Below are 13081 nucleotides of genomic sequence, written 5' to 3' on the forward strand. Positions count from 1 at the left end.
GTGCTGGTCTACGTCGCCGACGCCCTTGCCGCGGCCTTCGCGGTCCCGCATCCCGACGACTACCGCGCCCTCCACCCGACGCTCTTGCAGGACCTGTACGGCGAACTGATCCACCACTACGCCACGCTGATGCCGCCGGTGCCGGACTTCCGAGCCCGTATCCCCGACACGCACATCCGCTCCCTGGCCCACCTGCGTACGGCAGTTGCCGAACAGGAACACGCCTGGACCCACTTCCACGACACCACCATGGCGGCCGGCTTGCTGGAGCACGCCTACACCTGGCAGTCGGTCTACCGGATGGGCCGCTTCACGCTCGCCCGCTTCCTGCCGCCGTTCCGTCCCAAGCAGGAGAACCACATCGGCGAGGCCATCACCGACGACAAGGGCAGGATCGCCTACCTCAAGACGTTCCGTCTGTCGGAGACCCAGGTCCGTCGCGGTCACCTGCTCAACCGACTTGCCGCCAACGACTGGCACCTGGCGGACACCGCAGCCGATCTCCGCACCACTGAGGCTCAGCTGGGACTGCGCCTGGAAGCCGCCGGCTTCGGCTACCTGCTCCGTCAGGACGTGCTGAACGGATACCGCAAGCAGGGACGAACCCGGGCCGGATGAGCACGGCACACCGCCCGGCGGAACCCGGCGGTCCCGGCGCGATGCGCCCGCCTACACGTTCTCCGACGATGTTCGCGGGCGCGGGCCCCGGCTCACGTAGAGGGCAAGTCCGGCGACGGCGAGCACGGCCGCGACAGCGGTGGCGGGCCGGCTGTCGGATGCCTGGGTCTGCCAGGTCAGCGCTTCCCCCACGCGGCCCGTGCCTGGGACCAAGACCGCTGCCAGCGTCCAACCCAGCGGCAGGAACCACGATCGAGCGGTGCCGAGCGTGGCCGCCCCCAGGGCCGTCAGGCCCAGCAGACCGGACACGTCGCGCACGACACATCCGAACGGTCCGAACCGTGTGCCGGTGAGCAGCGTGGCCAGCAGGAGAACGAGGGGCAAGCCCACGGCCGCGGCCAGATGGGACGTGCGCAGCCAGGTCCAGGGGCGTGCCGCCGTGCGGTCCAGGGCGTCGTCGGGGCCGCCGAGCGTGGGAGTGATGACGGACACGAGGAGGAGCACCGTCAGGACGAGTACCGTGCGGCTGACTTCGCCGGTGCCGCCGAAGGCCGTCGCCACCAGCCACGCGATGGCCGCGCCCGCAACCCCGGCGCCGCAGGCAGCCGGCACCCGGCGCGAGTGAAGGTAGAGCGTCAGTCCTCTCATCGGGTGCCTCGAGTGCCTCGGGTCAGGGGGCCGGTGGTGTCCTGGCACTTCTGGGCGCCCCGGTGGACGGCGGTCACCCGGGCTTCGGCCTCGGCTCGCGGCAGTTTCTTCAGGCCCTTCCAGAGGGTGACGGCCTGGGGATCATCGAGCGGGAACCCGTCGAGACTGTCACTCGGTTTCAGGTCGAGCAGCCAGTAGGACGCGGCGACGGCGACCGCGAAGTTGTGGGGTTCATCGCAGCTGAACGGGCCGGCGAGCGCCCTGACGAGCAGGGACAGTTCGAACTCGTCCGCGTCGGCGAGGTGAGCGCGGTTCGCCGTTCCCGGCGGTGTGCGCCTGCCCGCGCAGCGGCAGGGCCACCAGGAATACGGTCGGACCCGGCCGGTGGTCGAGGGTGACCGTGCCGCCATGTGCGCGGATCAAGGAGCGGGCGACGGACAGGCCGAGGCCGCTGCCGCCGCGGTCACGGGTGCGGGCCTTGTCGACCCGGTAGAAGCGGTCGAAGACCTTCTCCCGGTCGGCGGGCGGAATACCGGGTCCGGCATCCTCGATCCGCACGACCGCCGTGTCCTGCTCGCGGGCGACCTGTACCGACACCGGGGTGCCGGCCGGGGTGTGCACGGCCGCGTTGGTGAGCAGGTTGTCCAGGACCTGCCGGATGCGCTGCGGGTCCATGCGCAGTGCCAGCGGCACCGACGGCGAGGTGACGGTGAGCGGGTGATCCGGGTGGGCGGCCCGGAAGGCAAAGGCCGCGTCCTCGACCAGCTCCACGAGATCGGCGTCCCGCACTCTCAGCGGCGCGTCCACCTCCGCCGCGTCCAGGCGCGCGAGCAGCAACAGGTCATCCAGGAGCACGCCCATCCGGGCGGCCTCGGCGCGCAACCGCGTCAGGTGCTTGTCCCGCTCCTCGGGGACATTGGCGGCGGCGTACTGGAAGAGGTCCGCATAACCCCGTACGGACATCAAAGGTTGGCGCAGCTCGTGCGAGGCGTCGGCGACGAAGCGGCGCAGGCGCTGCTCGGCCTCCGCGCGCAGGGCGAGCGAGTCGTCGATGTGTTCCAGCATCGTGTGTCCAGGAGGACAAGCCGCTGTACACGGCCGGCGGTGCAGTCCTCGCGCTGATTTGCCTGTTCGGCACCTTCGTGGTGGTGCGCGGCGACGGGCGCGAGAAGGCCGCCGCCGAGGCAGGCGCGGCCCGCGCGAAACAACTGTGGCAGCCCGCGCACTACTGCTACGGCTGCACCTCGGTGTTCTGCCCCGGCGGCACCCCGTGGCAGGGAGTGCTCACACCCGAAGCGTTCAAGAAGCTGGTGTGGACCGAGGCGGATTACGCCGATCAACTCCTGCCGGGGGACCAGGCGAAGGATGCGGAATTGCCTTCGGGTGTGCTGCGGGAACTGTAAAGGGCGGCCGGGCTTCGACGCCGGGGCCGCGGCAGCGTTGTCAGTGGCTGCTGGCACGATCAGCGCTATGACCAGCCGCACCGATGCTCCCGTCCCGCTCCCGGCCAACCACCGCATCTCGGAGACCTACGCCGACTGGGCGCGCACCCGTGATCCGGGCGCCGAGCCCGCCGCGCGCGCCGTGCTGGACCAGGCCGATCGGCTGCGGGGGCGGGCCTGGGAGAAGCCCGGCCGGTTCGTGGACGACATGGAGCGGCTGGCCCGCGGTCTGGCGGCGGCTCATCTGCCGTGGTTCTGGGACACCATGGGCCACTGGCTGTTGGAGACGCACCGCCGCTCGGCTGCCCGCGCTTACGGTCAGGCGCGTGCCGCCGAGCGTGACCACCAGTTGCCCGTCGATCCTGACTGGCGGCGGGCGAATGTGCTGCTGTTCGCCCGGTTCGGCGCCCTGCCGGCCACCGAACTCAGTGGTCACCGCACCTGGCTGGCCTCGGTCCTGGAACCGGGCGACGCGCACGGCGAGTTCGCCCGCCTGCTGACCATCTGGGCGGCGTCGCCCGGTGAGCTGCCCGCCGACCTGGCCCGCCGGGTGCGCGACTCGGCCCGCGCCGCCGGCCTGGGTACCGAGGAGGAAGCCCGGGTGCTGGGCGGGCTGCTGGCCGCAGCCCGGGGCAAGGCCGTGCCCGACCGGCTGCTGGATGCCGCCGCCGGGCCGCTCACCGCGCACCCGCCGACGGACGATCAGGCCGCGGGGCTGCTCGACCTGTTCCCCGAGTCGAAGAACGACGCGGCTGCCTGGCTGCGGCTGCTCATCAGCTGCGGCGCCGCCGACGCCGCGGCGGGCGGCCGGATCGCGCCCGAGGGCGGCCTCGGTGACTGGCTGCGCCGCTACGCGGCCGGCTACTCGCACCGCACGGTCGTCGGCGGCGGGGTGACGGTCCAGCCGATGCCGCCCGAACTCCTGGACCTGGTAGGGCGGTTCGCGCCGCGGTTGCGGGCGGCCGGCAGCCCGGTGCGGCTGCACGAGGACCGCTACCGGTGGCAGCACCTGGACGCGGACCTGCTCGACCTCTGTCTCGCCGAGTCCATCCCCGTCGAAGACCCCGGCGCCACGATCCCCCTGCAGTTCTGGGACGAGCGCTCGCAGCGGGACCTCAAGGCGCTCGCCGCCGACCCGGTGTTCGGGCCCCGCCTGGAGGGCACCGTGCACGCCGGGCTCCACTCCAACCGCGGTGGTGCCGTCGGGCCCCGCACCGGCACCGCCATCAGCCGGCTCCCGCACACCCCGGGCGTCGCCACCGAGGTGCACACCCGCATCGAGAAGCTGCTTGCTGCCCTGCGCGGCGGCGGCCTGGCCGCCGCCGACGAAGCCGTCGACGAACTGCACGACCTCCTCGACCGGCCCACCGCCATCGCCCTGGACGGCATCGAGGAAGCCCTCGATGCCCTGGACCTCACCGGCCCGCTGGCCCGCACCCTGCGCGCCGGACTGCCCGAGGAACTGGGCTGGCCCGCGCTGGAGCAGGCCCTTGCCGAATTCCGTGCGGACGAGAGCGTGCACGTCACCTGCACCTGGCCGGTGCTCACCGTGTACGGGCAAACGCACGCCATCGCCATCGACCACACGGGCCGGCGCGGCGATCACAGACTGGAGCTGCCCGACGCATCCCGTTCCCACACCGTGCACTGGGCAGGCGGGCAGTTCCTCGTCGCCTGGGCCGAGGCCGGGGAGGACCGGCCGCCCCACAGCGCCTACTGGTCCGGCCGGCCCGCCGAGATTTTCGAACCGGAGCAGACGTATGGTCTGGCCCCCTACGGCGGCAGCATCCAGGGCGGCCTGGGCTATCACTTCGAAACCCCGGACGGCGGCGGACGCTTCGACGGCGAACGCGTCCTGCGCGCCGGCGGCCGCGAGGGCATCGGCCACCGCGACTACCAGATGAACGACGGCCACACCCTGTGGAGCTCCGAGGTGTTCGGCGATCGCAGGAACGGCTGGGTCCGCCTCGACCCGGACACCGGCACCCCCACCGACGACCGCACGCTGCCCGCCTTCCACCGCCCCGCCCCCACCCCGCCCGGACTTGAGCCCTTCGGCGACCACCTGATCCTTTCCGCGCTGCCGCCGGGCGCCCCGGCCTCCGCGCTGGGCCAGGACGGGCTGCTCACCGGCTGCCGGGTCCACTACCGCACGCCGTATGCCGGGCCCTCGCCCCGCGCATTCGTGCTGGAATCCATCGACGGCCGCACCGCCTCCTACGAGAGCAGCCGCTGGGGCCGCCGCCCCTGGGGCATCCTGGCCCTGCCGCTGGGCGGGGAGGACGCCGTCATGGCCGGCGAGACCACCATCCGCAGCCACGCCGCCGAGGACAACTCCTTGCTCTGGCAGGTGCGGGGGTTTCCCGGCAGCCGTGACCGCTCCCCGGTCCGCGCCACCCTCGGCGAACAGGCCGGCCCGGTGCCGCCGCCCGCCTACTGGCACTTCCTGACCCCCCGCGACGAGGCATCCTCCAAAGCCCTGCGGGCCGTTGCCGACACGGACCTGCGCCGGCTCCTGCGCCCCGGCAGCGGCAGCGGTAACGACGGGACCGGGAGCGGCGACGCGCCCCTGCCCGGCGTGACCGATCCGCAAATCCGGGCCGGCGTGGAGCGTGCCGCCCGGCTCGCCGCCGACGTACTTGGCCGACGCCGGGAACTGTCCCGCCGGGTCGCCATCATGCGATCCGGGCCGGTCGTCGAGCTGCCCGATCCGGTACCCGATACCCGCCTGACTCCTGCCCTGCGCGGCCTGCTGACCGAACCGCGGCCCTACGAGGCGCGTGCGCCGCAGCCGCACCCCGCGCTCCTCACCGCGGTCGCCGCCGACGGGCGCTACCTGCGCGGCGAGATCGAGGACGAAGTGCGGGTGCTCGCGCTGCCGGCCCTCCCGCCCGAGTGGGCGGTGCTGACCGGCCGGATCGACGCAGTTGCCTGGCGCGCGGCCACCGCCGCCACCCCCGACGCCGAGCGGCAGGCCCTCACCGCGCTTCTCGGAGTGTGGAGCCGTCAGCCGTTCGCCGAGGACGGCAGCGCCTGGCGCACCGGCCGCGCCCCCCAGCAGCGGATCGCCGAACTGCGCGCGGGCGGCGCCCTGATCGTCTCCGGCCCGGTCCGCAGCGGCCTCGCCCCCTTCCTCCACCGCGCCGGCGATCCGGCACCCGCCGACGCCGAGGAGTGCGAAACCCGCACCATCACCGGTGACGACACCACCCGGCTGCCCCGCCTGCTGGCCCTGCTCGCCGAACACGGCCCGCTGCCGGTGCCCGAGGAGGCAGTGGACCTCTTCCGCTGGCGCACCGGCGTGCCGCGCCCGATCGCCGCCCTGGTCCTGGACGGCTTCCCCGGCCGAGACGACTACGACGAGCACCGCAAGCTGCTGCGCACCAAGCCCTACAAGGCGGACCAGAACACCGTCTGGGCCTACCAGGAGTTGCTGGCGCGGCTTGGCCCGGCGGGCCGGCGCACCGTGCTCGCGGCCGCCCTGCCCGGCGACCCGGCCGCACTGTGGGCACCGGGCGGTATGACCGCTGCCGCGGACCGGATGGCCGCCGCCTGGGCCAACCTCCTTGGGGCCGGCCCCTACACCGACGACGGCAGCCACGCCGCCGCCCTCGCCGCAGACCGCGGCCTCCCCGAGACCTGGGCCACGGCCCTGCTCACCGGCCGCGCACCGGAGCCTGCGGATGTCGACGGGGTGCGGGCCGCCTCAACCGCCGCCGTCTGGGCGCTCACAGAACGCCCGGTCGGCGACCCGGCGGCGGCAGGCGCCCGCGCCCTCGTCGGCCGGCTCACGGACGCCCCGGCCGATCTCCGCGCCGCCCTGCGCCGGCTGGCGGAGCGCTCCGCCCTCACCCCGGTCCCGCCGGGCCAGTACGAGACCAACCCGCTCTTCAGCGTCCCGGACCTGGTGGACGAGGCCGGGGCGGCGCTGGGCGTGGGGCGTGACGCGGCGGCCCTGCACCTCCAACTGCACGCCCTCGGCCGCCCGTCGGACCGCACCCTCCGCCGCTGGAACACCTGGACCCTGGAACACCACCGCGCCGTGCGCAAGGAGCTCACCTCCGCCAAGGCACCCCGCCCCGCGAAGCCAATCCCGGCGGACGATGCCGCAGCGCTCGCCGTCCCGATCCCCGTCCACGAACAGTTCGCCCGGGCCTGGGCGCAGCAGGCACCGCCCGAGCCGCGTCACAGCTGACACCTCGTTGGAACGCGCGGCCCCGTTCAGTGAGCGGGGTTCGTGCGCAGGTGGGCGGCGCCCGAACGCACCGCCCACCCGAAGACGGCAAAGGCGACGACGCCCACCACGATCGAGTCGTACGGTGCGGGCAGCTGCCCGGAGCCGCCGAACGTGCCGAGCCACGACAACAGGGCAAGCGCCGCCAGGTGGAACACCAGCCAGGCGCCCTGACGCAGTTCCTCGGCCGGGGGACTGCCGGCCGTCCTGCGCCGTTGCAGCAAGAACAGCGGCACACCGATCAGGACGAGCGGCAGGGCGAGCCGCAGGTCGTCCCAGCCCGACCAGTAGATGAACTCGGTCGCCACGGCGAAGCTGACCGGGGCGATCCAGCGCACCCCCGGCATGTGCCCCTCCGCCAGGGGCACGCCGCGCTCCCGGTCGTGAGCGCGGAAGGACGCCACGGCCACCGCCGAGGCGGCATAAATGATAAAATACATGTCGCCCATCACGCTCACGATGTCCTGCCAGCCGCCGAACGGCAGCATGAAGACGATGATGACCGCGAGGTTGAGGACCAGGGCCCGGCGCGCGATGCCGGAGCGCGGATCGATCCGCATGAAAAAGCGGGGCAGCAGCCCGTTCTTGGACAGGGCGTAGGTGTGGCGGGCGTCGATCGCAACGCCCACATAGGCGGAGCCGCCCGGCGAGACCACCGCGTCGGCATAGAGCAGGGTGGCCAGCCAGTGCAGGTTCAGGACGAGGGCGAGCTGACCGAACGGCGATTCGAAGTTGACCCCCTGCCAGCCGTGCGCCAGCAGAGAGTCAGGCACCGTGTAGAGGAAGGCGAGTTGGAGGCCGAGGTAGACAAGCACCGCCAGGCCGATCCCGGTCAGGACGGCGGCGGGGACGTTGCGGCGCGGATTGCGGGCTTCTCCGGAGAAGTCCAAAGGAGCCTGGAACCCGTTCACGGAGTACACGATGCCGCCGCCGGCCAGGGCGGTGAGGCAGGCCGCGTAACCGTAGGGGGCGAACCCTCCGTGGTCCGTGAGGCGGCCCGAGTGGGTGCCGGACAGGAACAGGGCGACCACCGTCAGCAGCGGGACGACGACCTTGAACACCGACACCAGGTTGTTCATCCGGGCGAACAACCGCACCGCGAACCAGTTCAGCGCGGTGAGCAGCACGCTCAGCGCGGTGGCGACGCCCAGGCCCGACGCGGTGAGGCTGTCGCCGCGGTAGAGCCCGGGCACGTAGTGGGCGGCGTACTGCATGATCGCGCTGATCTCGGCCGCGGTGCCGCCCACCGAGAGCATCACGGACCAGCCGACGAGGGTGCCCACCAGGCGGCCGTTCGCGTACAGCGGCCAGCGGACCGTGCCGCCGCCTTCGGGCCTGGTGGCGCCGAGTTCGACCATGACCAGGGCCACCAGCGCGCAGAGCAGGCCGGCCGCGACCCAGGACAGCAGCGCGGCGGGTCCGGCGGTCTGGGCGGCATACATGGCGGCGAACAGCCAGCCCGAGCCGAGGATGTTGGAGAAGCCGATCGCGGTCAGCGCCCAGAACCCGAGGTCCTTGCGCAGCCGTTTCTCCTCGGCGCGCACGTCCGGGGCACCGGCAGTCTCCACCGGCTGTTGCTGCGCCACGTGACAAAACCTCCTCGACGATCACAGAACCACGGGGGTCAGCGTGCCACGCGCCACGGCGTGTACGTCGAAGCGCGGCCCATCCCGCGCCGCCGGGACAGGCCGCGTGCCGCCCGGGACGGTGGCCGACGGGGCCGGCGCACGTCCCGGACGGTTGGGGCCTACGGCTTGGCGGCTTCCTGTGCGGACAGAGTGCCGGCAGGGGGATGGGGCATGAAAATCGGAGAGTTGGCGCAGCGGGCCGGTGTGAGCGTGCGTGCCTTGCGCTACTACGAGGAACAAGGCTTGCTCAGCCCCGGGCGCACGCCGTCCGGGCAGCGCCGCTACGCCGAAGGCACCGTCGAGGTGGTATGCCTGTTCCAGCAGTTCTACGCGGGCGGCCTCAGCAGCCGGGCCATCGCGGCAATGCTGCCCTGCGTCAACAACGGCCGTACCACCGCCGCACAACGGCGCTTGCTGCGCACTGAACGCGACCGCCTCTCAGCCAGGGTCGAGGACATGACTCACACACTCCACCGACTCGGGCAGCTCATCACCGCCGCGGACGGCCGTGGCGGGATGATGGACAGCCACGCGCCGACGGATGCGCCCCTCACTTCCGCTTCGTAGTTGAGCCCAATTCGGTGGCGTCCGGAGGGGAAGTAAGGAAGGGTCGCGCGCATGGTCTCGGTATTGCAGAACGTGGCGATCGACTGTGCGGATGCCTACGAGCTGGCCCGGTTCTGGAGCAGCGTGACGGGGCGTCCGCAGCATCCGGAGGACAAGCCGGGTGACCGGGAGACCGAGGTGCTGCTGGCGGAGGGCCCAGTGCTGTATTTCAACCAGGTGCCCGAGCCCAAGAAGATCAAGAATCGGATCCATCTGTGCTTGCGACCCGAGACATCGCGTGAGCAGGAGGTGGAACGGCTGCTCGGTCTCGGCGCCACCCTTGTCACCGATCACCGGCATCCCGACGGCTCTGGCTGGGCGGTCCTTGCTGACCCCGAAGGCAACGAATTCTGCGTTCTGCGCAGCGAGTCGGACCGAGCCGCGACACGTTCCTGACAGCCGCGCGCCGTCCCGGCAGGCTTCGCATGACCGCGCAGGAGAAGTCAGCCTGAGGTGCCGACATTGCTGACCCAGACACCGAAGGCAATGACCTCCGGCTCGGTCTGGGTCTGCTCCGGGAGACTCTGCGCGTCGTCCAAGTCCGGCCAGGCGATGGAGCCCGGCTCGCCGTCGGCCAAAAACGCCTCGACGATCGGACCGAGGTCGCCGGAAGCGGCATAGGCACCGCCGAACGGCAACGCAATCGGGAGCACAGAACCGGTCGAGCACCGAAGCTGCCCTGCCTGTTCGTCGTGCCAGACGTAAAAGGTCGCCACCCCGGAGAACCCCAGTTCGCGGATGCGTGTCCGGATGGCAGCAACTGTCCGCTCGAAGGCCGCCACCACCTGGGCGACGGACAACGACCTCTTGTCCTCGTCAGTCGCACCCATTGACCAGGTGTTGGTCTCGACTTCCACCTGCCGGTCAGCCGGCTCCAGTACCAGGGGTTCGTCCGCCACCTCAGCGATCCACGTCAACAGCACCACAGCAGTATCCATGCACGGCTCGAACCGCGGGCCGGCAAGGGAAACGACGTCCAAGTGAGGTGGGTCCCGCACGCGATGGGGTGCGGGGCCCACTCCGTTTTGCGTCAGCGTTCCCGGAACCGTCAGACGCCGGTCGGGTGGGCGAGGCAGTCTGTCATTTCCCGGAGTGGTCGATGACGTTGCCGTTCGAGCAGTTGTTCAGATGGTCGGAAACGTAGTCGCCGAGGACCGGTACGACGGCGACTTCCTGCAGGCAGACGGCGGCGGCCGTGAAGTTCCAGTTGTTCGCCGCGTTCACGCCGCCCCCGAAGTTGGAGTCGTTGTCGGCGTGGGCCGCAGGAGCTGCGAGAGACAGGACGAGAGCCGGGAGTACCCCGAGCAGAAGTTTTCTCATGTCTGCATGAACGCACGGACAAGCGGGCGCCGTACGCAGCTGCTGATGAAAACGATCAATGTTCACCGCGACGGATCAGAGGAACCCGCAGGTCCCTCTCCGCGCGGCGAAGCGGGCCGCCCCGCCGATGCCCAACCGGCCGATGGTGCGGTGGTTCCGCGCACGATCGTGCGCGGAACCGCTGTGGTTTGCGCTGATCCGGCGGCTGCCGGCGGGCAGGGTCAGAGTTGGTAGCCGCCGCTGGCCTCGATCACCTGGGCTGTCACCCAGCGCCCCTCTTCGGAGGCCAGGAAGGCCACCACCGCGGTGATGTCGGAGGTTTCGCCGAAGCGTCCCAGTGCGGTGTCCGCTTCGATGGCCGCGGTCATGTCGGCGTTCTCGCGGACGGCGGCGTTCATGTCCGTCCGTACCCAACCGGGCGCCACGGCATTGACCGTGATGTTGCGTGGCCCCAGCTCCATGGCGAGCGCATGGGTTAGGTTGTTGATGCTGGCCTTGGCCATGGAGTAGATGGGGACCGCCTGCATCGGCCGCGTGCCTGCGGCGGAGGAGACGTTCACGATCCGTCCGCCGTCGGACAGGCGGCTCAGTGCTGATTGCACGACAAAGAAGGGGGCGCGGGCGTGCACGGCGAACATGGTGTCCCAGCTGTCCGGCGTCGCGTCCGCGAGGCCGCCCCAACCCGAGTTGCCTGCGTTGTTGACCAGCAGGTCGAGGGTGTCTGTTCCATGGCGCCGAGTGAATTCGGCGTCGAGTTGCGCGAACAGGTCCGGGATGGACTGCGCGTCGGTGAGGTCCGCGCGGAGCGCGAACGCGCTGCCGCCGGTTTGCTCGATAGCGGCGACCGTCTCGTCGGCGCCCTGCTTGCTCGCGTTGTAGGTGAGCGCGACGGTCGCGCCGTCCTTCGCGAGACGTTCGGCTATCGCGCGTCCGATGCCTCGTGATCCCCCGGTGACGAGGGCGGTCTTTCCAGCGAGCGGGCGTGACATGGGAAAACTCCTTGGCAGATGAGGAAGTCGCGGTTGCGGGGCGCTTGTGTGCGTCGCCCTTTCCTCACTGTGCAAGACCACCTGCGTACGTTCCATAACGTAAGGTCCACGGATCTTTATGGATCGTCCATGCTGGTGCTGTGGTCGCGGCCATCCGGCCGGGTCCGGTCGGGGCCTCGTCTCAACCCGTCGATGTCTGCTGGAGCGACTCTTCCCGGAAGTGCCGGGGTGATAGGCCGACCACGCGCCGGAAGGCCGTGCTGAAGGCGCTCTCGGACTCGTAGCCGGTCGCGGCGGCCAGCTCGGTGATGGAGCGGGTGTCGCTGCGCAGCGCGTCCCGGGCCAGGCTCATTCGCCATTCGATCAGGTAGGTCAGCGGGGCTGTGCCGACCTTGGTCTTGAACGAGGCGGCGAACGCCGACCGTGACATGTGGCTGATCGCGGCGAGTTCGTCGAGCGTCCAGCGCCGGCTTACGTCGGCGTGCATCGCCCGCAGAGCCGCCCCGACGCCGTCTTCCACCAGCGCCCCCAGCCAGCCGCCGGGTCGTTCGGTCTGGTCGGCGTGCACCCGCAGCATGTGCACGAGGATCAGTTGTGCAAGGTGCTCCAGTACGAGGGATCGCCCGACGCCGGCCGACTCCATCTCGGCGACCGTGAGCGCGGAGAGATTGGTGAGGAGCGCTCCGCGCGGGTCGCCGGCCCGGACCAGCACGAGGGGCGGCAGCACGTCGAACAGCACCGAGGTGTTGGTCTGCTCGAACACGAAGTCGATGCAGCACACGTAGGTGTCCTCGTCGGCCTCCGCCCCGATGCGCACCTCCGCACCGTCCTCGCCCCCCTGGAGGTCGGCGGCGTCGTACGGTGCCACACCGAGCGCGCTGGCCAGGGTGTAGGCGGGCGGGTTGTTCAGCAGGAAGAAGTCCCCCTTGCGCAGGAGCACCGGTTCGCACCCGTCCAGGTCGATCCAGCACTCGCCCTTGAGCACGACGCCGAGTTTTACGTACGAGTAGGGATCGAAGCGCACGGCCCACGGTGAGGCGGCGTGTACCGGTGCCGGAACGACCTTCTGCGTGCGCAGCAGTTTCAGTACGTCGACGATCGGATCGCCGGAGCCGACACCTGCATCCCGTGTGGACGATGGGTAAACTTTATTGGACTTCACGTTATTCACCTTACTCGCCCGTGTTTCTGAGGTTGCGCCATGAGCAACGCACAGAGGCTGCCCGCAGCGCTCCTGAGGTCTTCAACCGCGAAGTCATCAAGCGGCTCGGCGAGCGCGAGAGCGAGCGGCGGAGCAACTGACGGCAGTCCAGCGATCAGCCGCCGTCCGAGGAGCCGACAACGACTCCCCGGACGGCTGCGATCCGCAAACGCTACTTCTGCACGGTGTTTCCGCTCGCCAGGTCCATGAAGATGGCGACGTGGGCCGGAGGCATGGCTGCGAGCGTGCCCCCGACGGGCGACGTGCGCACCGCGCTGTCGATCATCTTGCGGGCGGCGTCAGGGGAGACGGGCGGGACCGGATGGCCGAGGTAGGCGCTCTTCTGCTCGTCCGCGGTCAGCCCGTCCGGGACGGCGGGCGCGGACGGCCAGAAG

11 protein-coding genes and 2 pseudogenes are annotated in these 13081 nt (G+C 71.1%); 5 read left to right on the top strand and 8 right to left on the bottom strand.

Translation table 11 applies throughout. The features are described 5' to 3' along the window. A partial coding sequence (locus tag ACQKIP_RS25035) for an ARPP-2 domain-containing protein (protein WP_427744121.1) occupies positions 1-618 on the top strand: 618 nt, incomplete at its 5' end. A 51-nt stretch (positions 619-669) separates the two neighbouring features. Here the strand turns inward: ACQKIP_RS25035 and ACQKIP_RS25040 are convergent. Both ACQKIP_RS25040 and ACQKIP_RS25045 read right to left on the bottom strand, forming a co-directional pair. After that, on the bottom strand, positions 670-1230 hold the full coding sequence (locus ACQKIP_RS25040) for a hypothetical protein (RefSeq protein WP_365866810.1): 561 nt from the start codon (positions 1228-1230) through the stop codon (positions 670-672). A 381-nt stretch (positions 1231-1611) separates the two neighbouring features. Beyond that, positions 1612-2337, bottom strand: a pseudogene (locus ACQKIP_RS25045) (sensor histidine kinase); the annotation flags it as partial. A gap of 77 nt (positions 2338-2414) precedes the next feature. Between ACQKIP_RS25045 and ACQKIP_RS25050 the strand changes: the two are divergent. Further along, entirely contained in the window at positions 2415-2669 is a 255-nt protein-coding gene (locus tag ACQKIP_RS25050; RefSeq protein WP_365866812.1) for a hypothetical protein, read from the top strand. Positions 2670-2736: 67 nt separating this feature from the next. Further along, positions 2737-6903, top strand: coding sequence for a hypothetical protein (locus tag ACQKIP_RS25055; protein ID WP_427744124.1), 4167 nt, complete (start codon positions 2737-2739; stop codon positions 6901-6903). 26 nt (positions 6904-6929) lie between these two features. Here the strand turns inward: ACQKIP_RS25055 and ACQKIP_RS25060 are convergent, their stop codons facing one another. Next, positions 6930-8528 (bottom strand): APC family permease, encoded by a 1599-nt coding sequence (locus ACQKIP_RS25060; RefSeq protein ID WP_427744126.1) that lies wholly within the window; start codon positions 8526-8528, stop codon positions 6930-6932. 213 nt (positions 8529-8741) lie between these two features. Between ACQKIP_RS25060 and ACQKIP_RS25065 the strand changes: the two genes are divergently transcribed. Next, a complete protein-coding gene (locus ACQKIP_RS25065) occupies positions 8742-9137 on the top strand; it encodes a MerR family DNA-binding transcriptional regulator (protein ID WP_365866818.1) in 396 nt (131 codons plus the stop codon). A gap of 51 nt (positions 9138-9188) precedes the next feature. Beyond that, complete coding sequence (locus ACQKIP_RS25070) at positions 9189-9572, top strand: VOC family protein (RefSeq protein WP_365866820.1); 384 nt, start codon at positions 9189-9191, stop codon at positions 9570-9572. A gap of 47 nt (positions 9573-9619) precedes the next feature. Here ACQKIP_RS25070 and ACQKIP_RS25075 read toward each other — a convergent pair whose 3' ends face one another. The 5 genes and pseudogenes from ACQKIP_RS25075 to ACQKIP_RS25095 form a co-directional block, all read right to left on the bottom strand. Continuing rightward, positions 9620-10156: a hypothetical protein gene (locus ACQKIP_RS25075; RefSeq protein ID WP_365866822.1), complete on the bottom strand. Its 537-nt coding sequence runs from the start codon at positions 10154-10156 to the stop codon at positions 9620-9622. Positions 10157-10256: 100 nt separating this feature from the next. Continuing rightward, positions 10257-10496: a hypothetical protein gene (locus ACQKIP_RS25080; RefSeq protein WP_365866824.1), complete on the bottom strand. Its 240-nt coding sequence runs from the start codon at positions 10494-10496 to the stop codon at positions 10257-10259. Positions 10497-10717: 221 nt separating this feature from the next. After that, complete coding sequence (locus tag ACQKIP_RS25085) at positions 10718-11485, bottom strand: SDR family NAD(P)-dependent oxidoreductase (protein ID WP_365866826.1); 768 nt, start codon at positions 11483-11485, stop codon at positions 10718-10720. Positions 11486-11666: 181 nt separating this feature from the next. Continuing rightward, a complete protein-coding gene (locus ACQKIP_RS25090) occupies positions 11667-12647 on the bottom strand; it encodes an AraC family transcriptional regulator (RefSeq protein WP_365866828.1) in 981 nt (326 codons plus the stop codon). A 211-nt stretch (positions 12648-12858) separates the two neighbouring features. Continuing rightward, a pseudogene (locus tag ACQKIP_RS25095) lies at positions 12859-13081 on the bottom strand (oxidoreductase); the annotation flags it as partial.

The organism is Streptomyces sp. NPDC059900, assembly GCF_050270335.1.
Classification (GTDB): Bacteria; Actinomycetota; Actinomycetes; order Streptomycetales; family Streptomycetaceae; genus Streptomyces.